The sequence below is a fragment of the Pseudoalteromonas sp. SR45-1 genome, from assembly GCF_014163655.1.
Taxonomy (GTDB): Bacteria; Pseudomonadota; Gammaproteobacteria; order Enterobacterales; family Alteromonadaceae; genus Pseudoalteromonas; species Pseudoalteromonas distincta.
Genome location: NZ_JACJDR010000012.1, coordinates 61,672 through 87,057, shown reverse-complemented (window position 1 = coordinate 87,057; position 25,386 = coordinate 61,672). Strand labels below are relative to the sequence as shown.

General features: G+C 38.8%; 23 protein-coding genes. 8 read left to right on the top strand and 15 right to left on the bottom strand.

Going from position 1 to position 25,386, the window contains the following annotated elements; genetic code table 11:
* Positions 1-22 precede the first annotated feature (22 nt).
* Positions 23-2,194, top strand: coding sequence for a S46 family peptidase (locus H5089_RS13415; RefSeq protein ID WP_182712411.1), 2,172 nt, complete (start codon positions 23-25; stop codon positions 2,192-2,194).
* A 105-nt stretch (positions 2,195-2,299) separates the two neighbouring features.
* Here the strand turns inward: H5089_RS13415 and map are convergent, their stop codons facing one another.
* Both map and H5089_RS13405 read right to left on the bottom strand, forming a co-directional pair.
* A complete protein-coding gene (map, locus tag H5089_RS13410) occupies positions 2,300-3,076 on the bottom strand; it encodes a type I methionyl aminopeptidase (protein WP_024605997.1) in 777 nt (258 codons plus the stop codon).
* Positions 3,069-3,275: a ParD-like family protein gene (locus H5089_RS13405; RefSeq protein ID WP_024596935.1), complete on the bottom strand. Its 207-nt coding sequence runs from the start codon at positions 3,273-3,275 to the stop codon at positions 3,069-3,071. Before H5089_RS13405 ends, map begins: the two co-directional genes overlap by 8 nt.
* 204 nt (positions 3,276-3,479) lie before the next feature.
* Between H5089_RS13405 and H5089_RS13400 the strand changes: the two genes are divergently transcribed.
* The 5 genes from H5089_RS13400 to gntR all read left to right on the top strand — a co-directional run bounded on the left by H5089_RS13400 (position 3,480) and on the right by gntR (position 11,062).
* Entirely contained in the window at positions 3,480-5,999 is a 2,520-nt protein-coding gene (locus tag H5089_RS13400; RefSeq protein WP_220486963.1) for a bifunctional diguanylate cyclase/phosphodiesterase, read from the top strand.
* Between the two features lie 309 nt (positions 6,000-6,308).
* Positions 6,309-7,580, top strand: coding sequence for an O-acetylhomoserine aminocarboxypropyltransferase/cysteine synthase family protein (locus tag H5089_RS13395; RefSeq protein WP_182712410.1), 1,272 nt, complete (start codon positions 6,309-6,311; stop codon positions 7,578-7,580).
* A gap of 258 nt (positions 7,581-7,838) precedes the next feature.
* Complete coding sequence (locus H5089_RS13390; protein ID WP_182712409.1) at positions 7,839-8,219, top strand: BlaI/MecI/CopY family transcriptional regulator; 381 nt, start codon at positions 7,839-7,841, stop codon at positions 8,217-8,219.
* 11 nt (positions 8,220-8,230) lie between these two features.
* Positions 8,231-9,847 carry a M56 family metallopeptidase gene (locus H5089_RS13385; RefSeq protein WP_182712408.1) on the top strand — a complete coding sequence of 539 codons (1,617 nt, stop codon included), beginning with the start codon at positions 8,231-8,233 and terminating at the stop codon, positions 9,845-9,847.
* A gap of 204 nt (positions 9,848-10,051) precedes the next feature.
* Positions 10,052-11,062, top strand: coding sequence for a gluconate operon transcriptional repressor GntR (gene gntR, locus H5089_RS13380; protein ID WP_182712407.1), 1,011 nt, complete (start codon positions 10,052-10,054; stop codon positions 11,060-11,062).
* Positions 11,063-11,171: 109 nt separating this feature from the next.
* Here the strand turns inward: gntR and gntU are convergent, their stop codons facing one another.
* Complete coding sequence (gene gntU, locus H5089_RS13375) at positions 11,172-12,515, bottom strand: gluconate transporter (RefSeq protein ID WP_004586388.1); 1,344 nt, start codon at positions 12,513-12,515, stop codon at positions 11,172-11,174.
* A 150-nt stretch (positions 12,516-12,665) separates the two neighbouring features.
* Here gntU and H5089_RS13370 point away from each other — a divergent pair, with 150 nt between their 5' ends.
* Positions 12,666-13,199 carry a gluconokinase gene (locus H5089_RS13370; RefSeq protein ID WP_182712406.1) on the top strand — a complete coding sequence of 178 codons (534 nt, stop codon included), beginning with the start codon at positions 12,666-12,668 and terminating at the stop codon, positions 13,197-13,199.
* A 55-nt stretch (positions 13,200-13,254) separates the two neighbouring features.
* On the opposite strand, the gene H5089_RS13365 is transcribed toward H5089_RS13370, so the two are convergent.
* From H5089_RS13365 to hisG, 10 genes are all read right to left on the bottom strand, one after another.
* Positions 13,255-13,443 (bottom strand): DUF1289 domain-containing protein, encoded by a 189-nt coding sequence (locus H5089_RS13365; protein WP_182712405.1) that lies wholly within the window; start codon positions 13,441-13,443, stop codon positions 13,255-13,257.
* Between the two features lies 1 nt (position 13,444).
* Positions 13,445-13,984, bottom strand: coding sequence for a hypothetical protein (locus H5089_RS13360; RefSeq protein ID WP_182712404.1), 540 nt, complete (start codon positions 13,982-13,984; stop codon positions 13,445-13,447).
* Between the two features lie 108 nt (positions 13,985-14,092).
* The gene (gene hisIE / locus H5089_RS13355) at positions 14,093-14,707 is read right to left on the bottom strand and encodes a bifunctional phosphoribosyl-AMP cyclohydrolase/phosphoribosyl-ATP diphosphatase HisIE (protein WP_182712403.1); all 615 of its coding nucleotides are present in this window, start codon (positions 14,705-14,707) and stop codon (positions 14,093-14,095) included.
* Positions 14,698-15,477, bottom strand: a complete 780-nt coding sequence (gene hisF, locus H5089_RS13350) for an imidazole glycerol phosphate synthase subunit HisF (RefSeq protein ID WP_182712402.1) — start codon at positions 15,475-15,477, stop codon at positions 14,698-14,700. The genes hisIE and hisF overlap by 10 nt, the downstream gene beginning before the upstream one ends.
* On the bottom strand, positions 15,459-16,193 hold the full coding sequence (locus tag H5089_RS13345; RefSeq protein ID WP_182712401.1) for a 1-(5-phosphoribosyl)-5-[(5-phosphoribosylamino)methylideneamino] imidazole-4-carboxamide isomerase: 735 nt from the start codon (positions 16,191-16,193) through the stop codon (positions 15,459-15,461). Before H5089_RS13345 ends, hisF begins: the two co-directional genes overlap by 19 nt.
* Positions 16,194-16,226: 33 nt before the next feature.
* Complete coding sequence (hisH, locus tag H5089_RS13340) at positions 16,227-16,817, bottom strand: imidazole glycerol phosphate synthase subunit HisH (protein ID WP_002960265.1); 591 nt, start codon at positions 16,815-16,817, stop codon at positions 16,227-16,229.
* On the bottom strand, positions 16,814-17,875 hold the full coding sequence (gene hisB / locus H5089_RS13335; protein WP_008138596.1) for a bifunctional histidinol-phosphatase/imidazoleglycerol-phosphate dehydratase HisB: 1,062 nt from the start codon (positions 17,873-17,875) through the stop codon (positions 16,814-16,816). Before hisB ends, hisH begins: the two co-directional genes overlap by 4 nt.
* Positions 17,872-18,981 (bottom strand): histidinol-phosphate transaminase, encoded by a 1,110-nt coding sequence (gene hisC, locus H5089_RS13330; RefSeq protein WP_182712400.1) that lies wholly within the window; start codon positions 18,979-18,981, stop codon positions 17,872-17,874. Before hisC ends, hisB begins: the two co-directional genes overlap by 4 nt.
* Positions 18,971-20,272 carry a histidinol dehydrogenase gene (gene hisD / locus H5089_RS13325; RefSeq protein WP_024597350.1) on the bottom strand — a complete coding sequence of 434 codons (1,302 nt, stop codon included), beginning with the start codon at positions 20,270-20,272 and terminating at the stop codon, positions 18,971-18,973. The genes hisC and hisD overlap by 11 nt, the downstream gene beginning before the upstream one ends.
* A gap of 5 nt (positions 20,273-20,277) precedes the next feature.
* A complete protein-coding gene (gene hisG, locus H5089_RS13320) occupies positions 20,278-21,177 on the bottom strand; it encodes an ATP phosphoribosyltransferase (RefSeq protein WP_002960257.1) in 900 nt (299 codons plus the stop codon).
* A gap of 419 nt (positions 21,178-21,596) precedes the next feature.
* Between hisG and H5089_RS13315 the strand changes: the two genes are divergently transcribed.
* The gene (locus H5089_RS13315) at positions 21,597-21,833 is read left to right on the top strand and encodes a hypothetical protein (RefSeq protein ID WP_182712399.1); all 237 of its coding nucleotides are present in this window, start codon (positions 21,597-21,599) and stop codon (positions 21,831-21,833) included.
* A 114-nt stretch (positions 21,834-21,947) separates the two neighbouring features.
* On the opposite strand, the gene H5089_RS13310 is transcribed toward H5089_RS13315, so the two are convergent.
* Together H5089_RS13310 and H5089_RS13305 are read right to left on the bottom strand one after the other, a co-directional pair.
* Positions 21,948-23,801 carry a cytochrome c/FTR1 family iron permease gene (locus tag H5089_RS13310; RefSeq protein WP_182712446.1) on the bottom strand — a complete coding sequence of 618 codons (1,854 nt, stop codon included), beginning with the start codon at positions 23,799-23,801 and terminating at the stop codon, positions 21,948-21,950.
* Between the two features lie 283 nt (positions 23,802-24,084).
* The gene (locus tag H5089_RS13305; protein ID WP_024597348.1) at positions 24,085-25,368 is read right to left on the bottom strand and encodes a sodium:proton antiporter; all 1,284 of its coding nucleotides are present in this window, start codon (positions 25,366-25,368) and stop codon (positions 24,085-24,087) included.
* Positions 25,369-25,386: the final 18 nt, after the last annotated feature.

Sequence of the window (25,386 nt, the reverse complement as noted above, 5' to 3'; positions counted from 1 at the left end):
AACAAATAAAAAGGATTCTATAATGCGTTTAAAACCTCTTGTAGCTACATTAGCAGCCACATTTTCTTTATCACTTTCAAGTAGCGCCATAGCCGACGAAGGCATGTGGCAACCACACCAACTTCCAGAGTTAGAATCAATTTTAAAAGCCAAAGGGCTTGAAATTGATGTTGAATCTATCTCTAAATTAACCGAATTCCCAATGAATGCGGTAATTAGCCTAGGTGGCTGTACAGCATCGTTTGTATCGCCTAAGGGTTTAGTTGTGTCAAACCATCACTGTGTTTATGGCTCGGTGCAATACAATTCAACACCTGAAAACAACATATTAGAAAATGGCTTTTTAGCTAAAAGCCCTGCTGAGGACTTACCAGCAGCGCCGGGTTCACGCGTATACGTCACAGAAACAGTTACTAATGTGACTGACAAAGTTAGTAAAGGTATTGAAGAACTAAGCGGTAAAGCACGCTACGACGCAATAGTAAAAAACGAAAAAGCGCTAGTAGCTCAGTGTGAAGCCGACGAAAGCTACCGTTGTAACGTGTATTCGTTTCATGGTGGTTTAGAGTTTTACCTAATTAAGTCACTTGAAATTAAAGACGTACGTTTATCTTACGCACCAGCTATGGGCGTAGGTAAATACGGTGGCGATATAGATAACTGGATGTGGCCGCGCCACACAGGCGACTTTGGTTTTTACCGCGCTTATGTAGGCAAAGATGGAAAACCAGCTGAGTACAGCGAAGACAACGTACCTTACGTACCTGACTCTTACCTAAAAGTAAGTGCCAAAGGCGTGCAAGAAGGCGACTTTGTAATGGTTACAGGCTACCCAGGGCGTACTAACCGCTACCGTATAGCAACAGAGGTAGATAACGTATTTAACGACAGCTACCCTAAAGCACGCGTTCATAACTCAAAATACGTGTCGCTTATTGAAGAAAACTCAGAAGACGGCAGTAAAGCGCGTATTGCTTACGAAAGCACCATTGCAGGTTATAACAACTATATTAAAAACTATGGTTCGATGATCGAAAGCTTCAAAAAAGGTACTATGCTTGAGCGCAAAAACCAGTTTGAGAAAGAGTTAACACAATGGATCAATAGCGATAGTGAGCGTAAAGAGCAATACGGAAGCGTATTAGGTGAGCTATCTGAGCTAATTGCACAATCACAAGAGCACAGTGAACGCGACCGTATGTTAGGTTATGTACATCGCTCACAAATGATCAGCACAGCACGACGTTTATACCGCCTAGCTTACGAAAAACAAAAGCCAAATAGCGAACGTGAATCTGGTTATCAAGAACGTGACTTACCTCGCATTAAAGCAGGGCTTGAGCGCATGACGCGCCGTTATGATAGCAAAGTAGACAAAGCTATTTTACTGCACTTTTTAGAGCTGTATGCAGCCCTTCCAAAAGAAGAGCGTTTTAGCGAGGTTGATAACGTATTTAAAGTACAAAATGGGTTTGATAAAGCAACCCAAAGCGCGTTACTTGATAGCATGTATGAACAGTCAAGACTTGATAATGCCACTGTTCGCAATTCATTGTTTGAGCAATCGTTTAGCCAGCTAAATCAAAGCCAAGACCCATTTGTGCAGTACGCTAAAGCAATCTTTAAAGTAATGAAAGCAGAGGAAGATAAATCAAAAGCACTTGCAGGTAAATTACAAGCAGCTCGCCCAGAGTTAATGAGCGCAATCATTGCGTTTAACAAAGCTAAAAACAAACCTGTATACGCCGATGCCAATAGCACACTACGAGTAACCTATGGCACCGTAGGTGGCTACTCACCTCAAGATGGCTTGGTAGCAACACCTTTTACCTCGCTTGAAGGGTTACTCGCTAAAAACACCGATGTTGACCCATTTAATGCACCTAAAAAGTTACAAGAGCAAATTAAAGCCAAGCTTTACGGTGATTACACGGGCGGCATGAATACAGTACCAGTAAACTTTTTATCAAATGTAGACACTACCGGTGGTAACTCAGGTTCGCCAACACTTAACGGCAAAGCAGAGCTTGTTGGTTTACTGTTTGACGGTGTTTACGAAAGTATTATTGGTGACTGGGATTACAACCCTGAGCTTAATCGCTCAATCCACGTTGATTCACGCTACATGCTGTGGGTAATGGATAAAGTAGATAATGCACAAAACTTATTAGACGAAATGACAATCGTAAAATAAGTAATTAGTGAGATAAGAGAAGGGCGCTTACCGTAAAGGAAGCGCCTTTTTTGTTAATCATAATGGGTTACGGTTTGTATACGTCAGTAGCATAACTTAGTTTTGCTAAGCACGCTTCTCTTCATCGCGAAGTGTTAAAACTTCGAAGCCCGTTTCTGTTACTAGAACGGTATGTTCCCACTGAGCAGAAAGTTTCTTGTCTTTTGTTACGACTGTCCATCCATCTTTTTTAGTTTTTACCTTCTTGGAACCTTGGTTGATCATAGGCTCTATAGTAAAGGTCATACCTGCTTCAAGCACTAACCCTGTATGAGGTTTACCATAATGCAAAACTTGCGGCTCTTCATGCATTTCTTTACCAATACCATGACCGCAATATTCACGTACTACACTATAACCAGAAGATTCAGCGTGCTTTTGAATAGCATAGCCAATATCACCAAGCGTTGCTTTTGGCTTTACCACCTTAATACCTTCCCACATAGCATCATAAGTCGTTTTAACCAATCGTTTGGCTTCTGAGCTTGTCGCTGCAAAAGTATACATTTTACTTGAATCACTGATATAACCATTTTTCTCTAAGGTAATATCAATATTTAAAATATCTTTGTTTTTTAATTTATAAATATTATTGGGTACACCATGGCACACTACGTCATTAACAGATGAGTTCAATGAATACCGATAGCCATATTGGCCTTTACTGGCAGGACGAGCATGTAACACATTGGTAATATAGCTTTCTACTTTAGTGTCTATATCTAACGTAGTTATGCCCTCGCAAATAAAATCATCAAGCATTTTAAATACCTGAGCTAAAAGCTTTCCTGATTCTCTCATGAGCTCAATTTCTGCATCAGTCTTTATTGTTGCTTTACTCATGCAAAAGATCCTGAATAGTAAGCTTTTCTTTTATGAGTTGTTTTTTAATTATTTCATGGTAGGTAAGTGTCGGATTTAACTCAGCAAGCATGCCTATTTTAATCCAAAACTCTGCTTGTGAATTGATAGATCTGGACATGATATTACTCGATTTTCTAATTTCTTCATGCAGCCCATCTGATATTTTCACTATTCCCATTATATATACCGTATATGATTTATGCATGTATCGTATATAATGAAAACATGGATGTCAACTTGGAGGTCTTACAATCAAAAGTGTATTTCTCGGCCACTTCACAAGAAAAATGATTAATAAGTAATACTTTATGTTTGCATTGAATTGTATAAGCAATCCTTTTAAACTGCATTGGGGCAGCTGATAAATTTAATGGGTTATGATATGAGATTGAATGTGACAAGAAGTGCGACTAGTATTTTATATAGCGCTATTTTGTATTTTCACTGTATTATTTTTGCACTAGGAATGGTTGAATCTACTTTTTCTGGGTATGAATTAATGAAGGTGATAAGCCCCACGACGGCAATAATTTCATTGTTAATTGCAGGCGTTTTAGCAACCATAAAAAAAGTAAGTCTATATACAAAGAAGTATTGCATCGCAATAGCTACAGTTGCTGCATTGTGTTTTCTATTTATTCAGTTTTCTTTTTTATTTCATATGCAGGTTAATTTCGATCTGGGAAGCCTTGATAACAACCCATTTACTTTATCATTGTACGCCATTTTTATGTTTACTTGTTTTTCAGCAATTACTATCAAAGCTTTTCATAAAAATATAAAAATAAATGAAATGAAAAAAATAAAATTAGTCGTATTTATAGTTGTATTAATCGGTTCAACTGTGTGGCATCAGTCAACTTTGAATCTAGTCAGAACCCAAGATGCTAATGCAAGAGAAAAAATACACTTATTAGAAACAATGATAAACCGCTCTTTGGCTTCACAGAAAAAAGCTCTAGCTAGAATAAAGACTAGAGTAGAAAAAGTTAGTTTTGAAGATTTTATGCGTCTAATTAATATAGACTCAAAAAATTACATTAGTGATTATAATATAATCAAAGGTGTTTTAGTTCTTGATAATGAATTAAATTATATTTCAGGCGATAATTTTTCTAGCAGTTTTTACTTAAATGGAATGCTAGAAAAACCTACAATAAAATTATGGCTTAAAAGAGATATAGAGGAAGTCCAATTTGCAGCTAACTCATTAACTCTAGACTCCGATATACCAATTTTAATGTTTTTAGCCCCTGTTAAACTTGCGAATCAAAGTCGTTTTTATATATTAAATTTACTAGATATGAACTTATTATTAGAGAAAAGTTATTTAAAATATCTTAGTCGGTATGATACATATTTAGAATTAACTCCAAATGTATACTTTTCAGTAGACTATAAAAATAAAACTCAGTCTGATTTAAACAAGCTAACTAGCCGTTATAACCATTTTATCACTGAAAAAATAAATGTGATGGGTTTAGTTGAACATAATGTCTATACCTTTATCAATGACTATGAAGCAATACACATTGATACCATAATTGATCAATTAATATTATGGTTTACGTTTCTATTTATATTTATTTTTGTACTGGTAGCTGATTCATCAAGAGCCTTAGAGTTTAGTACAAAGCATGATGAATTAACTGGTTTACTGAGATTGAAAGCTTTGGAAGAAGAGTTTCTGCAGCTTAGCTCGGTTAGAGGATATAGTAATTTTGCAACTGTAATAGTTAAACTAGATTTTTATGAAGAGATACATAACTCTTTAGGTTATGAAATCAGTGATAAAATTCTGAAAAAAGCTTCTGAAAGAATAAGTATAAATGTTGACAACCGAGTATTAATTTCTAAGGGAATTAACGATAGCTTTGTTTTATATTTTACAGATACTACACCAGCTATCCTTGAGCAAAAAATTGAGGCTCTAATACTCGATTTATCTAAAGCGTACTGTATAGACACATTTGACTTCAATCTTACTGCAAGTGCTGGAGTGGTATTTTATCAAACCCCCGAATTATTTAATTTTAAGCTTAACCTTCAGCAAGCAAATATAGCCCTTGAAAAATCTACAGAGCTTGGAGGGAATCAAATACACTTTTATCAACAAATAATGGATGATAAACACAGCGAAAAAATTATTATCCGAAATAATTTAAACACGGCTCTAAAGAACAACGAATTAGAAGTGTTCTACCAACCTATACATAACTTGAATGGGAACCAAATTGTAGGTGTTGAAGCGCTAGTTAGGTGGTGTTGTAACGGTGAATGGATCTCTCCGGCAAAATTTATCCCTGTAGCAGAAACTACGGGTCAAATAGTTCGAGTAGGTAAACAAGTTTTAAATCAAGTCCTTCACGATATAAAAAAACATTCGCAACTGCAAAATATAACCGTAGCAGTTAATTTTTCAACCAAGCAGATTATTAAAGACAATTTTTCTATCGACTTACTCCATTTACTTACTCAAAATAACATCACATATAAAAATTTCACTGTTGAAGTCACTGAGTCCTCCTTTCAAGAAAAGACATCTATAGAGAAAACATTACTTGAATTAATTAATTCAGGTTTGAATGTTGCTATAGACGATTTTGGGACTGGTTTTTCAAGTTTGTCATATCTTGCTAATCAGCCCGCGAACATTATTAAAATTGATCGAGAGTTTACTCTTGGAGCGGATAAAGATACGAAAGAACGAAAGCTTTTAGATACCATTATCAAAGTTTGTTATGACTTAGGCAAAAAAGTGGTAGTAGAGGGGGTAGAAGATGAAAAGCTAATTACACACTTATCTAGATATAAAGGTATTAGGATTCAAGGTTACTTTTTCTCAAAGCCGCTTCCTGTTGACCAACTTATTGAATATATTCGAGCCATACAATACAAATAATATTAGTAATTTATGTTGTCCTCCAAAGTTTCTAATACATATTTCGATTAAGCTTGTTTTATTTAGTGCTTAATACTAATTCATTAAATATAACCTTAAAATAACTTACTACCTAATGGAAGAACACAGCCATATAAAGTTTTTTTATATGGTTTTTCTAAAAAGTTCAAAAGAACATAATCCTTGAACTCATAGCTATTAACCGTCTTAACTTAAATCAAATCACCTTAACACCCTTAAATATATTTCATGTACATTTTATAACCAAGAAGTGCTAGGTTAGTGGTAAATTAATTGAAGGAAATAATTATGAAATTAGAGTCATTAGCACTGCACCACGGTTACGAATCTGAAGCTACAACTAAATCAGCAGCCGTGCCTATTTACAATACATCATCGTACACATTTGATAACACCCAGCATGGCGCTGATTTATTCGATTTAAAAGTACCTGGAAATATTTACACCCGCATAATGAACCCAACCAATGCAGTACTTGAACAACGTATTGCCGCGATGGAAGGGGGCATTGGTGGGCTGGCTGTTGCCTCTGGGATGGCTGCTATTACGTATGCTATTCAATGTTTGTGCGAAGTCGGTACTAACATTGTCAGCACCAGCCAAGTATATGGTGGGACGTATAACTTATTTGCTCATACACTACCTAGGCAAGGTATTGAAGCACGCATGATTAAAGCCGATGACTTTACCGCGTTCGAGAATGCAATTGACGACAACACCCGCGCTGTTTTTTGTGAATCTATTGGTAATCCTGCAGGTAATATTGTTGATATTGAACGTTTAGCACGTATTGCACACAGCAAAGGTGTGCCGCTTATTGTTGATAATACCGTGGCTACGCCGTATTTATGCCGCCCATTTGAGCTGGGCGCCGATATAGTGGTTCACTCACTTACAAAGTATATAAACGGGCACGGTACTGCTATTGGCGGCATGATTGTCGACTCAGGTAAATTTGATTGGAAAGCGAATGCCATGCGCTTTGCAATGATGAACGAGCCCGATCCGTCGTATCACAATGTGGTTTATACCGAAGCTTTTGCTGAAGCTGCATTTATTGGACGTTGTAGAGTAGTGCCACTTAGAAATACTGGCGCAGCGCTTGCGCCTAAAAACGCATCTGACATTTTAATTGGCCTTGAAACCTTAGGCTTAAGAATGGATCGCCACTGCGAGAATGCACAGCACTTGGCTGAGTATTTAGAAAATCATCCAAAAGTGCTTTGGGTTAATTACGCAGGGCTTAAATCAAGCCCGTATAACGAAATGAGCCAAAAAATTACCAGTGGTAAAGCATCGGGTATTTTAAGCTTTGGTATTGCTGGTGGCCTAGAAGCGGGTACTCGTTTTATTGATGCGCTAAACATGATTTTACGCTTAGTTAATATTGGCGATGCCAAGTCGCTTGCGTGCCATCCTGCGTCAACTACACACCGCCAATTAAATGATGAAGAGCTTGCTAATGCGGGTGTAAGTCGCGATTTAATCCGTTTGTCAGTCGGTATTGAAAACATTGCTGACATAATTGCCGATGTAAGCCAAGCGCTCGATAAAGCATAGTTACCTCACTACCTTTCATAAAAAACTTTAAAGGATAAAAAGCGTTAGTTGAAAATAAACTATCGTTTTTTATGTTTTTCTAAAACTAATTAACAAGTATACACCCTTATTTTATATACCTTTTTTATAAAACCTCCCTAAGACTTTTATATTTCTATCGTTTGTTTTTCATTCACATGTCAATTTTGTATTGACACTAAGATTAGTTACTACTACATTTGTAACAGTACCACTACAAGTGTAGTAATAGGAGCGACAATGAAACTTAGTGATTTTGAAATGGATATTATGCAGCTGCTCTGGCAGGAAGAACCCTGTACCGCGAGTCAACTACATAAAGTGCTTTTAGCTGATAAGCAAAAAGATAAAAAAGTAGCCTATACAACAGTTAAAACTATCGTAGATAGGTTAGAACACAAAGGGGCGATTGAGCGCTGTGGACATGAAGGTCGAGCTATTGTTTTTAGAACAATCGTGACTCAAGAAACATTATCGGGGCAAGCTATGCCTAGTTTTATGCAACGATTTTTTAAAGGTAATTCTCGTAGTTTAATTGCCCACTTTATTAAAGAAGAAAAGCTAAATGATGAAGATATAGAATATTTACAAACGCTTTTAAAAAATAAGAAGTTAGATTAAAGGAGAGGGTAATGACGGATTATTTACTAACTTGCACACTTATTAGCTTATGTATTTTGCTTACAGTAAAAGGGCTAAAAAATGCCCCAGCACGATTAAACTTTTACATTTTAATGACTGCCTTGGTATGTTGGTTTGTCCCTTGGCAGTACTTTTCCCAGTTACCCTTATTTGAAGGGGCAAATCGTTACACATTCAACGTGGCGCAATTAATTCCCGATGTTAAAGCATTAATACCAAACGCTGAACAAGTAGCAACTAAGGACGAATTACAAAGCGATATGGGTATATGGGACTTATTGCCATCACTTAGTAATGTTTTTATAGTTTTAGTTTTAGCTGGTTTTGGATTGTTTTCATTACGCGTGAGCCTTTATGTAAAGCTTATAAAAAACTTATACATTAACTCAAAGCCAAGTCCTGAACTTAAACACATTAACAATCAGTATCCAATTAGACTAACAACCCATACAGAGCCTGCTTTTGCTACCGGGTTAATAAAGCCTGTTATTTGGCTAGAGTCGACGATGGTAAATCGTGAAGAATTAGATTCAGTCATTCAACACGAGGTAACTCATTTACAACAAGGTGATATTTATTGGACGTGGCTTATTTGTTTTATAGAAAGCGTTTTTTGGTGGAATCCTATTTGCTTAAAGTTAACTGGTTTAGCAAAAGAGCAACTCGAACTTAGCTGTGATGAGTTGTGTATGCAAAAGCTAAAAGGTAAATACCAATTGGATTTAGCCAGTTTATTGCTACAAGAGCAAAGTGCTAAAAGCTCGCCTAACTTTTTTACCCCCCCACTTTTGAATATTGCTCATTCTAAGAGTTTTAATATTCAGAGGATCAAAATGTTAAACAAGGAAAAAACAATGAAAAGTAAATATTTGGTTATGGTTGCGGCGGCAATGTCTTTTAGTGCTTTAGCTGCAGCGCAAATTGTAGATGGTAGTTCAGATAACAAGCAGCAAAGTACTAATACGTCTCAGGCTCCTATTAAAAGTGAAGAATATAATCAACAACTTGCACAGCTTCTTAAAAGTGCAGCAGGGGCAAAAAGTGATAACCCTGAACTGTTAAACAAAGCTGCGCAAGGCATACAACAATGGCACTTAAATAGAGATAAACTTGCTGGTTTTGAAGAAGCTGAAATTAAACTACAAAGCTTTAGGCTGCTAGATCACGTTTACTCTAAACTTGAGCAATATGAAGATATACTGAGTGCTTACGAAAAATGGTATGAGCCTGGTAGTAACCCGCCTTACTTTTTAAAAAATTCACTAGCAACCGCGTATATACAGCTAGGGCGTTATGAGCTTGCTGTTGCAGAGCTTGAAGATTTATCAAAACAGCTTGAAGGGAAACTACATGTTGGCTCTGCTGATAACTTAGCACTGGCATACATTTACCTTGATGATTACGATAAAGCGTTAAAAACCCTAGAGAAGGTTGATGCAAAAGACGATGTATACGGAAATATCCTTAAATATTATGTTTATGATAAACAAAATAACCGTAAAAAGATGGATGAAATCAAAAGTAAAATCCCAGAAGCATTTGCAGTTACCCCCGCGTTATTACCACAAAGCGGCCTACCTGGTTCGCAATTGTTGAGATTGCTATAAGTTTTCAATTACGATGAGGCTCGGAGTATCTGAGCCTCTGTTTAATGTTATTGGTACAAATACAGATTTATTCATTAAAATAGGTCTAGGTTATTTAAATCTCTTGGTAATCGCTTAGTGATAACTTAAATAAAAATGGCTAAAAGTAGTGATTTTTCACAATAGTTGGTATGTTACAAGTAACATTTTATTTAATTGTGTGTGATGAAAAAAAACAAACGTTCTTCTCTTCAAGATATTGCCGATGCGGTTGGTGTAACCAAAATGACGGTGAGTCGTTATTTACGTAATCCCGAAAAAGTATCAGAGTCTACTCGCACTAAAATTAGTGCAGCTATTGATACGCTAGGTTACATTGCAAATAAAGCCCCTGATTTACTCTCTAATGCTAAAAGCTACTCTATTGGTGTACTAGTCCCATCGTTAACGAACCACGTATTTGCTCAAGTTATAAAAGGTATTGAAGATGTAACAGGGCCTGCAGGATATCAAACAATGTTAGCCCATTATGGTTACAACCCTGAAATTGAAGAAAAACGGGTTGAGTATCTATTGTCGTATCACGTTGATGGTTTAATTTTATCAGAAACCACACACACAGACAGAACGCTAAAAATGATTGAAACGTCAGGCGTACCTGTGATTGAAATAATGGATACTCATCACTCTCCTATGCAGCAAGCGGTTGGTTTTGATAACGTTAAAGCCGCTTTTGATATGACGACGGCACTTTTAAATAAAGGCTATCGCAATATTGTTTATATAGGTGCAAGGCTCGATGTACGAACACGTCTAAAATTTCAAGGTTATTCAGATGCTATGTTAGCTAAAGGCTTTACGCCTAAAAGTGTGATGACTGATCAAGCTTCATCTTATAGTTTAGGCGCCGAACTTTTACAAAAAGCGCGTACTGACTACCCAAATACTGACTGTTTGTTTTGTACTAATGATGATTTAGCAATTGGGGCTATTTTTGAGTGCCAGCGAAACAATATTTTAGTGCCTAGCCAAATGGGGATTGTGGGTTTTCATGGTCATGATATTGGCCAAGTAATGGTGCCTCAATTAGCAAGTGTGATCACCCCTCGTTATCAGATAGGTAATGTTGCGGGAAGAGAGTTGTTGAGCCGGATTAATTCAGATTTGGATGCTAGGATTAATTATAAGCAAGTAATTGATACTGGTTATATAGTTCATCTAGGTGAAAGTGTTTAAATACTCTAATTATATGAGCCTAATTACCTGTGCCTAATTACCTGAGCCTAAATAACAAAAGGCTCAGGTAATTTTTATATGTGTGATGATAACTCTACATACTGTAATTTTACAAAAACAGAGAAATAATCATAGCGACAAGTGCGCCAACAGTACCAATAATAGTTTCCATTACCGTCCACGTTTTAAGAGTTTGCATTTCGCTCAAACCGAGATAGCGACTCGCTAACCAAAATCCTGAGTCGTTTACATGGGAGAGCACAATAGAGCCCCCACCAATAGCGATAGTGACAGCGGCAAGCTGCGCTCCATCAAGGCCTAAAGGCTGAAGCATTGGAATAATTAAGCCACACGCTGTAAGCATAGCTACTGTCGCAGAGCCTTGAATAACCCGCACAGCGGCTGATAATACAAAAGCGAGTATTACAATCGGTAATCCTGAGCCAGCTAAGTAATTACCTAGTGCAGTACCTACTCCTGAATCAACTAATACTTGTTTAAATACCCCACCGGCACCAGTGACAAGAATAATAATTCCTGCAGGTTGTAAGGCACTACCACAAATTTCCATGATTCTAGCATTAGGGACACCGCGCCTTGCACCGAGCAAATAAAATGCCATTAGGCAGGCAACTAAAATTGCTGTAAATGGATGACCTATAAAGGCTAACCAATTATATAAATCAGAGTCTTTTTCAACAAAGCGGCTACCAATAGTATTTAAACTAATCATAATTAACGGCAGAGCAATTAAACCTAATGCTAATCCAAAACTAGGCGTCCCTTTACCAACTCTTTGGTTATCGTCGATTTGTTCGTGCTGTGGGAGTTCTACATGAATAGATTTAGAAATAATAGAGCCCCAAATTGGACCTCCTATAATCATTGCCGGTATGGCAGCAATAAGGCCAAATAAAATCATATAACCATAGTCAGCGCCTAATTGAGAGGCAACCAAAATCGGCCCTGGCGCAGGAATAAGAAACGCCTGACAAGACGCTATCCCAGCAAGTAGCCCAATACCAATTTTAACAACGCTGCCACCGCCTTTTCGTACCACAGCAAAAACAATACCGATTAAAAGTACAACGGCTACATCAAAAAAGAGGGGGAGGGCACAAATAAAGCCCGTAAAGGTAAGCGCCCAATTAGCGTTTTTTTCTCCAAAACGGTGTAAAAGTGTGTGGGCAATGCGATCCAGCGCGCCGGTTTCTTCCATTACTTTGCCAAACATGGCGCCTAAAGCGACCACCACCGCTACAAAGCCTAGTGTTCCGGCCATTCCTTTTTGAATTGTAGCGGCAATTATTTCTGGGCTCATTCCTGAGAATAATCCTGCAATCATAGAAACAAGGATCAAAGAGACGACAGCATGTAGTCGTACTTTCATTACTAAAAAAAGCAATAAAAATATGGAGCCTACCGCTGTTAGTATTAATGATAAATCTGACATTTTTCCCTACTTATATTCAGTGTGAATTATGATGTTTAGTGTGTGTTTAACTTCACTTTCGTATTTGTTACGCGTAACATGTTACCCGTAACTCAATATAATATATACATTGAAAATAATTAATTATTAAATTAAGGCGAGGGTAAATACATGAGTAACACAAATGTAGGTCGTATTTATATTGTAATGGGGGTTTCAAGCACAGGAAAGTCAAGTGTGGGTGATGCATTAGCAAAACGCATTGGCGCTAAATTTATCGACGGAGACGACTTACATCCCAAGGCTAATATATTAAAGATGTCATCTGGGCAGCCTTTAAATGATGCTGATCGTGTGCCTTGGCTCGAAAGAATACGTGATGCTGCATTTAGCATTGAAAAGAAAAATGAAGTCGCGGTAATAGTCTGCTCAGCATTAAAAAAGAAATACCGAGAACAAATATGTGATGGAAATATAGGCATTACCTTTTTACATCTTTTTGGTGATTTTGAGCTGGTTAAAAGCCGTATGCAAGACAGAAAAGGGCATTTTATGCCTGTTGATTTACTCAAAAGCCAATTTGAAGCGCTAGAAGTTCCAAAAGAAGATGAGCCCAATGTTATAAATATAGATATTAATAACTCATTTGAGCAAGTAGTCGAAAGCTGTATTAGCGCAACTAAAATGAATAGCCACAACAAGTAAAAAGTTTTTAGTTAATCAATTAACTGTTACTTTTAACATTTAGGGGCTTTATTTGTTATGAGTTAGCGTCTGCTCGTGGTGTTTCTAAAATCGCTTTTTTTTCATCTTCAGATAATATTATCCAATCAAAAATTTCTTCGTTGGTACGCCCACAACCGGTGCAGTAACCGCTGCGCCTTTCGCATATTCCTAGGCAATCAGTTTTAAATTTAGATTGTTTTTTGTTTTGATTTAATTGGTGCATATTAAAGTCCTAGTGGTGGTGCAATTTCAAAGCGAGAAGAAAACCCGTTACCTTCTTGATTAGTAGCAAGTGTAATGACTGGGGTTTTAGTATCAAGTACAAAGGTGCTGTAAATTGAACTTGCTGTTTCTTTTTGGCTTTCCAACCAACCTGTTTTGGTTAAGCATTGGCGTAATTGCTTAGCCAGTTTTTGATGAGACTTTATTGTTTGCGTTTGTGTATTAACAGGTGTTTGGCATTGGTAGCTTGCTTGCTCTGACTTATTTAAAGTAACCGTACAGTTTGCTCCAATCATATGAGCACTAGTACGCCATTGATTAGTAAACTGGTTATTTACTTTATCTGTTTTGATTGAATTAAAACCAGACTCATAACTGCTTATAAGGTTACTTATGGTGCTGCATTCGTCGGGTGTTACTGTGGTTTTTACAGACTGATTCGTTGTAGTAGTAGTGGTTGTTGTAGTTGTAGTCTGATTAGTTTTGCTGGTACAGCCCGCTAAAATAAACGCGACAATAGAAGGAATAATATAGTTTTTCATAGTTCACAGTAACCGATTAATTTAGCCACGCACTATATCACACGTGATTTACTGTAAAAATAAAAAGGCCCATATAAATATGAGCCTCTTTGTTAGTCACAACTAATGCTATTTATGGCGACCTTGCAAGCATTTAACTACATCTTCAAGGGCTAAGCCTTGGCGTTGTAGCAATACTGTAAGGTGATAAATTAAATCAGCAGATTCGTTTGTTAGCTCATCGTTATCGTGTTTCATAGCGGCAAGGGCAACTTCTACGCCTTCTTCACCTACTTTTTGACAACTACGGCTTAAGTCTTTTGCAAATAATGACGCTGTGTAGCTTTTTTCAGGGTCGTCATTTTTACGCGCAACAATCACATCTTCTAACTGTGCTAAAAAGCTTAAGCTTGGTTTTGCTTCATCACCAAAACAGCTTTGTGTGCCTAAGTGACACGTTGGGCCTTCTGGGTTGGCAAGTACTAAAATTGAATCGTAGTCACAATCGGTATGCACAGATACTACGCTTAAGTAGTTTTCTGATGACTCGCCTTTAGTCCATAAACGCGATTTTGAACGCGAGTAAAACGTTACCTTATTGGTATCAAGCGTAACAGCGAGTGCTTCGCTGTTCATAAAGCCTTGCATTAAAATAACACCAGAGCGGGCATCTTGAATAATCGCAGGGATCATGTCACTTTTAGCGAAATCGACCTGAGCTTGGTTTTGTTGTGTTACTTGCATAATCTTGCTGCCACTTGGTTATCTGTTAAAAATTGTTTTAGTTCGCCAATGTTAATCACATTTTTATGAAAAACGCTGGCAGCTAATGCACCATCTACTTTGCTTTGTTTAAATACATCAACAAAATCTTGCATACTACCCGCACCGCCAGAGGCGATTAAAGGAATGTCACACAGCTCGCGAATTTTACTTAGTTGCTCGTTGTCGTAACCGTTACGAACGCCATCTTGGTTCATACAGTTTAATACAATTTCGCCTGCGCCTAGGTCTTGTACGCGTTTAACCCATTCTTGTGTTTTATAGCGCGTACGGCTTGATGCATTAGGATCGCCGGTTAATTGGTAAACTAAATACTCGCCGATAATTTCATCAAAAAAGCTGTCAATGCCGACTACAACACATTGCTTACCAAACTCATCGTGTAATTCTTTAATAAGTTCAGGACGCGCAATAGCAGGGCTGTTAATGCTTATTTTGTCTGCGCCGCGCTCAAGTACCCGCGCTGCATCAGCCACTGATTTAATACCGCCGGCTACACAAAATGGAATATCGATATTACGTGCAATGCTCTCTACCCAGTTTACATCAAGTAGGCGTTTTTCAACGCTTGCACTGATTTCGTAAAAAACCAGTTCATCGGCGCCAGCTTCGCTATAGGCTTTAGCCATTGTTAAAATATCGCCAACTATTTCATGGCCTTTAAACTTAACGCCTTTAACTACTTGGCCGTCTTTAACGTCTAAACACGGGATTATGCGTTTTGATAACATGCCAGTGCCTCCTCAACGCTAAATGCGCCATCAAGCAAAGATTTACCTAAAATAACGCCGCCCACACCAAGCTCTTTAAGCTTTTTAATGTCATCTAGTGAGCTTACGCCACCTGAGGCTTGCACTCTAATTGTGCTGTTATGGTGAGTTAAATCTTCGTAAAGCTCAAATGATGGGCCCGTCATGGTGCCATCTTTACTGATGTCCGTGCATAAAAAATCAATAACACCTAAGCTTACATAAAAATCTACCAGCTCAAGTAAACCAAATTCAGATTCACTTAACCAACCGTGCGTTGCTGGTGCCCAGCCCGTGGCTGTTTTATTTACATCAAGAGCAATTACAAAATGCTCTGCGCCAAATTGCTCAATCCAGGCTTTTACTTGTTCGCGTTTTTCTACTGCCATTGAACCAATAACAACTTGGTTTGCACCGGCTTTTAGCCAATCACTTACATCTTGCTCTGAGCGAATACCGCCGCCCACTTGGTACGGTACGTTAAGTGCTTTGGTTGCAGCTTGAATATGTTTCCACTGTTTTTTACTTGGATCGCGTGCACCTTCTAAATCAACAAGGTGTAACTTGCCTGCGCCACTGTCGGCGTATTCTTTTAAACGCGCACCAAGTTCGAAAGGGTAAAACTGTGCTGTGTCGTATTTACCTTGGTACAAGCGCACAATTTGATTTTGTAATACGTCTAATGCTGGAATAATCACAAATAATCTCTTTTTTGTTAGTTAATGGGCAGCTTATAACTGCCAATCAACAAAATTTTGTAATAAACGTGCGCCAACTTTTGCGCTGCGCTCTGGGTGAAATTGCATGCCTGCGTAATTGTCTTTAGCAACAATGGCTGAAAAGGTTTGACCATATTCGCCGCTCACTAGTGTGGCGTCGTTTACGGTGTGCGCAAAGCTGTGAACAAAATACACTTGCTCATCAAGCGTTAGCCCTTTAGTTAATGCATGCTCTTTGTTAACGCTTAAGTTATTCCAACCCATATGCGGCGACGTTAAATTGCCTACATCAAGCGCTTTTACTTGCCCTGGTATTTTACCTAGGCACTGTACGTTACCTTCTTCGGTGCTTTCGCACAGTAACTGCATACCTAAACAAATGCCCATAAGCGGGCGCTGGTATTCATTTATAGCTTGTTGCCAGCCGTTATCTACTAGGCGTTTCATAGCAACCGACGCGTGACCTACACCTGGCAATATAGCGCGCTCAAAACCCGCTAATTGCTCTGGTGAAGTAATTACTGTTGGCGTTTGGCCTAAGCGTTCAAACGCAAAGCGTACTGAATTTATATTGGCACAACCGGTATTAATTATGGCAATCATAAACATCCCTTAGAGCTGGCTGTTTGTTGGGTCGTGTCTTGTGCTACGGCCATACGAAGAGCACGTGAAAACGCTTTAAATAAGCCTTCTACTTGGTGATGACAGTTACCGTCGCTTACCGATAAAATAAGGCTAATTGCGGCGTTATCACTTAAGCTTTTGAAAAAGTGCTCAACCATTTGCACGTCTAAGTCGCCTGCTTTTTCGCGGCTAAAGTTAGCGTTTAATACAAATGATGCACGGCCCGATAAATCAATTTGTGCTTCAGCTTTACACTCGTCCATAGGAAGCGCAAAACCATAGCGTGCAATTTGCGATTTAGTGCCAAGCGCTTGTTTAAGTGCAACACCAAGAGCAATACCAATGTCTTCAACAAGGTGGTGCTCGTCTATGTGTAAATCGCCTTTGGCTTTAATGTTTAAACCAATGTTTGCGTGGGTGCGAATTTGATCAAGCATGTGATCAAAAAAGCCAAGTCCGGTGTCTATGCTGCCATTTTTAGTTTGATCTAAGTTTATGGCTACATCAATTTGGGTTTCTTTAGTGTTGCGTGTAACACGACCCTCGCGGTTTGCGGTAGTCAATTTTGTCACTATCGCACTCCAATCGCCGTCGTATAAAATACCTTCACAACATAAGTTTTGAGCAAGGCCAATATCGGTCTGGCGATCGCCAATAACAAAAGAGCGCGCTAAGTCTACTTTGCCAGAGCGCATAAGCTCGGTAAGTAAGCCCGTTTTAGGTTTACGGCAATCACAGTTTTGCTCATCAAAGTGTGGGCAAATTAATACTTCGTCAAAGCTAATGCCTTGGCTTTGCATTATGTCCATCATTTTGTCTTGTGCTATGTCAAAATCAGCAGTAGGAAAGCTATCTGTGCCTAAACCATCTTGGTTAGACACCATTACTAAACGGTAACCTGCGGCTTGTAATTGTAATAACGCAGGAATAACACCAGGTAAAAATGCTAGCTTTTCAAGGCTATCTACCTGTTTGTCGGTAATTGGCTCTTCAATAATAGTGCCGTCGCGGTCTATAAATAAATAGGGGTTACTCATGATACTTCGTTTCCTGCTAAAGATGCTGCGGTAGCCGGCGTTTGTAAGCCATCTAACCAAATTTTTACTTGTTCAAGTTCTTGTTCACTGCCAATTGAAATTCGTAGCCAGTCGTCTTCACCGTATAGTGTAAAAGCGCGCATAACCAAACCTTGCTCAAGTGCAATTTTAAAGTAGTTTTTATCGGCTAATTTTAAAGTAACAAAGTTACCTTCACCAGTGAGAATTTTTAATGCAGCAGGGGAGGCGTTTAGCCAATCTACCAACTTAGCTTTTAAGCTATTTAAAATAGTAACTTGGCGGCGCATTGATGTAATTGCATCGGGTGCAATTGCTTGCGCTGCAATACTTGCTACAACACCTGATACCGGATACGGCGCAATGACTTTACGAATTGGCGCTAGTACGCTCACTTGTGCAAGCGTAAAGCCCGTTCTGAGCCCTGCTAGCGCAAAGGCTTTAGAAAGCGTACGCAAAACCACTACATTACTAAACTCATTAATAAGTTTAGTCGCGCTTTGCTCTGGGAAAAACTCTATATAGGCTTCGTCAACAATAACTAATGCTTTACCTGCAAGTGCTGTTGCAATCGCTTTTACTTTATCAAGTGGCGTTAAGCTGCCAGTTGGATTATTTGGGTTACAAATAAATACCAGCTTTGAGCTGCCAACAGCTGCAACTATTTCATCAACACTGCCACTTAATAATAATTCTTGTGTAAGCGCGTTAATACTAACGTTGTGTGTATCGGCGGTAACTTTGTACATACCGTAAGTTGGTAAAAATAGCGCAATACTATCTTTAGCTGGCTCACAGTATGTGCGCACTAAAAGCTCAATGCCTTCATCTGCGCCGCGCGTCATTAATACATTTTCGCTTTCAAGCTCTGTATAAGCGGCGTAACGGTCAATAACCAGTTGCGGTTGTGGATCAGGGTAGCGATTTAAATCCTCAATACTCAGTTCAAGATTTTTAGCATACGGGCTTTCGTTAGCATTTAGCCACGTAGTACCGGTTAGCTTTTCACTTTTTGCAGAGCTGTATGCAGCAAGGGCTGCAATATTCTTAGGTAATAAGCTAGACGCTTGTGCGCTCTCATTGCTCATTTTTAATTGCCTCTAAACGAATTGAAACCGCATTAGCGTGGGCATCAAGGCCTTCTGCATCTGCAAGTGGTAAAATTGCTTTTGAAAGCTGCGTTAAACCACTTTTAGTAATTGTTTGCACTGTGTATGTACGGAAAAAATCAAGCAAGTTTAAACTCGAGTAAGTTGCACTGTAACCATATGTTGGTAACACGTGGTTAGTACCCGATGCGTAATCGCCTGCAGATTCTGGTGTGTAGTCACCTACAAATACTGAGCCTGCATTTTTAACTTTATCTAGGTAAGGTGTTGCATCGCCTAGTTGTAAAATTAAATGCTCTGGGCCGTATTGCGCCGATACATCAAATGCTTGCTCAACAGAATCAACCAAAATAAGTGAAGAATTAGCGAGCGCTTGCTCGGCTGTTTCTTTGCGGCTCAAATTAGCTAACTGGCGTGTAAGTGCCTGCTGAGTTTGTTCTATAATACTTTCGCTGTTACATAATAAAATAACTTGCGAGTCTGCGCCGTGCTCTGCTTGTGAGAGTAAATCGGCGGCTATAAATTCGGGGTTTGCACGTTCATCTGCAATAACTAATACTTCAGAAGGACCTGCTGGCATATCAATTGCCATACCTGGGATAGTTTGCGCAACGAGCTGTTTAGCCATTGTTACGAAGCTATTACCTGGGCCAAAAATTTTGTTTACTTTAGGAACCGATTCGGTGCCATAAGCCATTGCTGCAATTGCGCCTGCGCCACCACTTTCTATCAAAGTAGTAATGCCACATAACTTAGCTGCATATAAAATAGCAGGGTTAATTGCTTTATCACCCTGTACCGGCGTAGCAAGTACAACGGTTTTAGCGCCGCTTAACTGTGCTAATACACCTTGCATAATAACCGACGATGGCAGTGGAGCACTGCCACCGGGTACATAAATACCGACTGCTTCGATGGCTTGATATTTCAGTTCACATACAACGCCTGGTTGGGTTGATAATTTAATATCTTTTGGCAACTGCGCTTCGTGAAAACGTTTAACATTTGCATAAGCGGTGTCAATTGCGTATTTAAGCTCTGCACTTAGTGCTTGCTCAGATGCGTTAATTTCATCTAGCGGTACGCGCAAACGTGGGTTAGCTCTATTATCAAACTCTTTGGCCATGCTAAGTAAGGCCTCATCGCCTTGCTCTTTTACATTAGCTAAAATAGTTTTGCATATTGCTTCAACCTTTGCGCTTACAGAAACTGCAGGGCGCATTAGCGCCGCTGCTTGTACTTGTGAAGATTCCTCATTCCAACGAAGCATGGTACTTACTCCATCATTTTTTCAATTGGCATAACTAAAATAGAGTTAGCGCCTAGGGCTTTTAACTGCTCCATTGTTTCCCAAAATAATGTTTCGCTGCTTACCATGTGCAGTGCTACGTATTCTTCATTACCCGCAAGGGCAAGTAGAGTCGGTTGACCAGAACCAGGTAAAATTTCACAAATTTCATCAAGTTTGTTTTTTGGTGCGTGTAGCATGATGTATTTGCTTTCTTTAGCTTGTCTAACACCACGTAGGCGCGGCATAAGCTTATTGATTAGTGCTAGTTTGTCAGCGTCTTGCAGATCTTTATTTTGAATTAAACATGCGTTTGATTCTAAAATTGTATCACCTTGAATTAAGCCGTTAGCTTCAAGTGTTGCGCCAGTAGATACTAAATCACAAATTGCATCAGATAAACCTGCACGTGGTGCTACTTCAACAGAGCCAGTAAGCATTACTGTACTTGCGTTGATGCCTTCGCGCTTTAACCACTGAGTTAAAATTTCTGGGTAGGTAGTTGCAATACGTTTGCCTTCAAACCAGCTCTTATCGCGAGCGCCTAGCTCTTGTGGCCATGCAAGTGCAAGACGACAGTAACCAAAATCTAGTTTTGAAAGTTTGTTTACTTCGCTTGGAACACCTTGGCGTTCACGTTCTGCTTGAACTTCTACTAGTACGTTTTCGCCAACAATACCTAAATCACATACACCGTCCATTACTAAACCAGGAATATCGTCATCACGCACACGTAGTACGTCAATTGGCATATTAGTTGAGTGTGCAATTAAGCGTTGTTCACGAAGGTTAAGTTTAACACCTAACTGTTTTAATAGATCTTGACAATCTTTAGATAGGCGGCCGCCTTTTTGGATGGCGATACGTAGACGATTTGTGTTACTCATTATTCATTTTCCTTTAATTTAAAAACTAAAAACCCCGAGGGGAACCTCAGGGCGAAAATGAATCAATGTTTTTTGAATCGCCAGAGGTTCCTTTTAGGAATAACCTCTCAGCGAAAGACCTGACAGGTTATTCCGGTGAATGGTGGTGATGATGTACTGTTGTCAGGTTTAAGCGCATTTTTTATCCTATTTAACTGCTCGTTGTTATAGTAACGTTCAGTTGTTATCTGTTTAAATAAATTTCGCATTCATAAAAACATAAACAGCCATATTATGGCAAGTTTTTTTTAGCTTAATTAAAGCATATCTTATAACTGTCGATAATATTAAGAAGGGAAGTGCATTTTTTGCATATGTTTGTTTGTTTATTAGCCAAACCAAGCGTTTAGATAATTTAACAGTAAACTAAGGAAGTGTGTATGGATATCATGATTCCTTATTTAGGAAGAATAACCAGACTAGAAGTTGAGTCAAAAAGTGCTTTTCATATTGCGGGTGTGCAAAGTGGATCGGCCGCTGAAAAAGTTGAGCTAGAGAATAAAAAAAGGCGTGAGTTACAAAAAAAGAAAAAGCTCAAAATGCTTGATGATCAAAATAGTAAAAAAAAGTCTAACGTAGATGATGACGAAAACCCCCATTTAGATACGTGGGCTTGATAATACCAATTTTACTAAATACATAAGCAATTAACTAAAAAGGCCCTTGCGGGCCTTTTTACTATGTATTTTGCTTATGCCAATTAGCTTAAACTCTTAAGCAGATAGGCATTACTATTGGTTTTTGCTTTTAAATATATAAAAGCTAAATATAGCGAACACACATACCTGAGCTACAATACCTTGCCATGTTGACTTAATACCAAGCCATGCTATTTCAAAGCTCATTGGTAGCGACGCAATACCTATTATATCGGCCTCTTGTAATGCAATAACGGCTTTGCCCATAAGCACAAACGAGAGTGCAAATAATAGGTAAGTGGTAATTGCAAAAAACTTAGCAACCGGTAATTTAATTGAGTACTTAATTAATACCCACGTAATAATAGCCAGTATTGCTACAGCTATCGCGAAACCCGATGCAATAGATGAATATTGAGCAGGCGAGCTTTGCGTTAATAAAGACTGATAAAACAATACGGTTTCGAATACTTCTCGGTACACGGCAATAAAAGAAAGCCCCGCTAATCCCCAAAGTGTTCCCGACTCAAGACGCTTATCTATATTGTCTTTTATATATTTTTGCCATTGTTGCGCACTTGTTTTACTGTGCATCCATACGCCAACATACAGTAAGATTACAGCGGCAAACAATGCACCAGCACCTTCCATAACTTCGCGACTTGCACCACTTATTTCTATTAATGTTTGCGCAGCAGCCCATGTTAAGCCACCGGCAATAAGTGCGGTTACCCAGCCAACATGTACGTATTTAAGCGCATCTTGACGTTTCGTTTTAATAAGCACAGTCATAAGGGCAATAATAACTAAGAGTGCCTCTAAGCCTTCTCGCAGTAATATTATTAAACTCGCTGAAAGTAGAGCGCCATCAGTTAGCTTGGTTTCGTTTAGCATGCTATCTGCTTTAGCGAGTTGTGTTAGTGCGGCATTTACTTTTTCGGCAACGACGGCTGTATCTTTTTCGTTTTTGAATGTTTGGCGTAGGTTCATCAGTTGTACTTCGATGTTTTTACGCAGTGTTTCGTCGTAGGCATTTAAGTTGTTTTCAACAAGCTCAAAGCCATCTAAGTATGCGCTAATTGCTAAATCACTTGCTTGTGAGTAATTACCTTTAGCATGCGCTGCTTGCGCTGCAAGTAACTGCGTTCGAGTAACCGTTATCGGATTCTTTTTACCGGTAAATAATTGCTCTGGATTACCACGTAACCATTTAACGTAGTGTGCTTGCGCTTCACTTTGACCCGCTGATAATTGTGCAGGGTTTAGGTTTACAATCTGCGAAGCGGTAATGTTTTGTTCTACATTTTGTGGTTTTTGAACATCTTTAAATGCCAAGCTACCTACATAAAAAGCTAAAGACCATCGTTGTTGTTCATTAAATTGGGTAAAAGCAACCATAGGTGTGTCGTCAATGCCGTTACTTACAGCGTCAAATAACCCCATTAATGAGCGGTTTGTTGCGCGCTCTTCGTCGGTAAAGTTGGTAGGCTCTGGCGATAAATTTTTTGCAAGCGGACCGTCGCCTTGACCACTAGGGCCGTGACACATTGAGCAGTTAGTAGCAAAAAGCGCTTTAGTTTGCTCAACCGGAAGCAGCGATGTAGGTAACGATAGTTGTGGCATAAATGTAAGCAGCGACTCACGAAGCGCTGAGCTTGCTGCACGTACATCGGCAACACTCGCTTTATTGGCAATCGCTGTATGCAGTGTTTTAGCTTGTGCCTTTACTGTATCAAACTCATTGGTTTGGCTTGATAGCTGTCCAGCTTGCTCAATAATAACGTGCGAAAATTCAGTCATTTCTTGATATTCGTCTGGGTCTAGTATTTCACCATTTCCAACAGCTGCCACGTAATCTACACCTACATACTCTGCAAGCTGTGCAATTTGTTTTATTTTTGTTTGCTCATTAGGTGAGGCCGACACATTAAAGCTTGCCATAGCCATTATAAAAAGCACAATAAAACAATGAAGTTGTCGTTTGCCCAGAGATACCAAATTTAAAAACACGTGAGAATTATTTTTGGACATTGAAAAGCCCTACAGAGGAAAAGCCAAAATTATAATTGTTTTCATTTGCATTTCAAGCGGATTAATTTAAACAAAGAAGATAAATAAAAAGGATAACAATTTATAGAACTTTAAAGTGTTTTTGTAACACGTGAGTAACAGTAACCAAGTGATTTATATAATAACTTGGTTACTGAGTTGATTGCTCACAAAGCATTTATTACTTTGCTTGCTCAGCTGATTTAATACTGCTTTGAATAAGCGGTGAAATAGTTAAGCCTTGTACAATAATAGAAAATATAACCACAACGTAGGTAACAATCACGATTAGGTTATGTAGGTCAGAGCCACCTACAAAAACTTGCTCGCGTGGAATTGCTGCCGCCATTGCCAGTGCAAGCCCACCGCGTAGCCCACCCCAGGTTAAAATTTTAACACTGTGTTTATCGTAACTTCTAAAGCGTTTAAAGATGACAAAGGGTGCGCCTACGCTAATAAAGCGTGCTAGTAATACTGCAGGTACCATTAGTAAGCCTAAGCCAATTTCACCAAGCGTGATTGGCATCGTCACTATTAGCATACCTATTATTAAAAACAGTAGGGCATTTAAAAAGCTATCGGTTGCATGCCAAAAATCTTTTACGTAACGAGTGTCTTCAGGCCCCGTGCGCTCAGTTGCTTTAGTACGAGTAATGTTACCCATTAATATGCCGCTTGTTACCATGGCAAGTGCGCCTGATATTTCCCAAATATTTGCAGCAGCAAAACCTGCGGTAGGAATAGTTAAGGTTATCAATAAGCGAATGTTTACATCGCGGCTGTTAATAATTAAAAAGTGGCCAACCAAAGCGATAACCAAACCAAACGCAATGCCGCCTAGGGCGTCTACAAAAAAGAGTTCTGCTATATCGCCAAATTGTGCATCGGTGCCATAAAAAGCAACCGAAAAAATGGTCGTAAATATTACTAAACCAATACCGTCGTTAAATAGCGACTCACCTTCTACTTGAACTGAGATTCCTTCTGGCGCTCGCATTTGTTTAATAATTGCAAGTACGGCAATAGGGTCGGTTGGGCTAATAAGCGCGCCAAATAATAAACAGTATATAAACGGTACATCAAAGCCAAATAAGGCAAATAGATAAAAACTCAAATAACCGACTATAAAAGTGGAAGCAATAGTAGAAAATAGCACTAGTGCGGTTATTTCCCAGCGCTGTTTTCGAAGCGCCATAAGGTTAATTTCCAATGCGCCAGCATAAAGTAAAAATCCGAGCATACCTTTGAGTAATAACTCGTTAAAGTTAATACTGGAAACAATTTGGGTCATGGCTAACGCATTTTGATCGCCTAATAATTTAACGGCAATAATCAATAATAAAGAAATAACAACTGAGCCTGTAGTAATGGCAATTGTAGTTTGCATTTTGAGGATATATTGGTTTGCAAAAGCAATAAAAATTGCAATGGCAGAGAGAAAACAAATGAGATACCAAGCATTCATTGGCTAACCTTACTATTT

Coding starts and splice junctions, on each gene's coding strand:
- H5089_RS13415 (WP_182712411.1), top strand. CDS start 23: ATGCGTTTAAAACCTCTTGTAGCTACATTAGCAGCCACATTTTCTTTA.
- map (WP_024605997.1), bottom strand. CDS start 3,076: ATGAGTAAAGCAACAATAAAGACTGATGCAGAAATTGAGCTCATGAGA.
- H5089_RS13405 (WP_024596935.1), bottom strand. CDS start 3,275: ATGGGAATAGTGAAAATATCAGATGGGCTGCATGAAGAAATTAGAAAA.
- H5089_RS13400 (WP_220486963.1), top strand. CDS start 3,480: ATGAGATTGAATGTGACAAGAAGTGCGACTAGTATTTTATATAGCGCT.
- H5089_RS13395 (WP_182712410.1), top strand. CDS start 6,309: ATGAAATTAGAGTCATTAGCACTGCACCACGGTTACGAATCTGAAGCT.
- H5089_RS13390 (WP_182712409.1), top strand. CDS start 7,839: ATGAAACTTAGTGATTTTGAAATGGATATTATGCAGCTGCTCTGGCAG.
- H5089_RS13385 (WP_182712408.1), top strand. CDS start 8,231: ATGACGGATTATTTACTAACTTGCACACTTATTAGCTTATGTATTTTG.
- gntR (WP_182712407.1), top strand. CDS start 10,052: ATGAAAAAAAACAAACGTTCTTCTCTTCAAGATATTGCCGATGCGGTT.
- gntU (WP_004586388.1), bottom strand. CDS start 12,515: ATGTCAGATTTATCATTAATACTAACAGCGGTAGGCTCCATATTTTTA.
- H5089_RS13370 (WP_182712406.1), top strand. CDS start 12,666: ATGAGTAACACAAATGTAGGTCGTATTTATATTGTAATGGGGGTTTCA.
- H5089_RS13365 (WP_182712405.1), bottom strand. CDS start 13,443: ATGCACCAATTAAATCAAAACAAAAAACAATCTAAATTTAAAACTGAT.
- H5089_RS13360 (WP_182712404.1), bottom strand. CDS start 13,984: ATGAAAAACTATATTATTCCTTCTATTGTCGCGTTTATTTTAGCGGGC.
- hisIE (WP_182712403.1), bottom strand. CDS start 14,707: ATGCAAGTAACACAACAAAACCAAGCTCAGGTCGATTTCGCTAAAAGT.
- hisF (WP_182712402.1), bottom strand. CDS start 15,477: ATGTTATCAAAACGCATAATCCCGTGTTTAGACGTTAAAGACGGCCAA.
- hisH (WP_002960265.1), bottom strand. CDS start 16,817: ATGATTGCCATAATTAATACCGGTTGTGCCAATATAAATTCAGTACGC.
- hisB (WP_008138596.1), bottom strand. CDS start 17,875: ATGAGTAACCCCTATTTATTTATAGACCGCGACGGCACTATTATTGAA.
- hisC (WP_182712400.1), bottom strand. CDS start 18,981: ATGAGCAATGAGAGCGCACAAGCGTCTAGCTTATTACCTAAGAATATT.
- hisD (WP_024597350.1), bottom strand. CDS start 20,272: ATGCTTCGTTGGAATGAGGAATCTTCACAAGTACAAGCAGCGGCGCTA.
- hisG (WP_002960257.1), bottom strand. CDS start 21,177: ATGAGTAACACAAATCGTCTACGTATCGCCATCCAAAAAGGCGGCCGC.
- H5089_RS13315 (WP_182712399.1), top strand. CDS start 21,597: ATGGATATCATGATTCCTTATTTAGGAAGAATAACCAGACTAGAAGTT.
- H5089_RS13310 (WP_182712446.1), bottom strand. CDS start 23,801: ATGGCTATGGCAAGCTTTAATGTGTCGGCCTCACCTAATGAGCAAACA.
- H5089_RS13305 (WP_024597348.1), bottom strand. CDS start 25,368: ATGAATGCTTGGTATCTCATTTGTTTTCTCTCTGCCATTGCAATTTTT.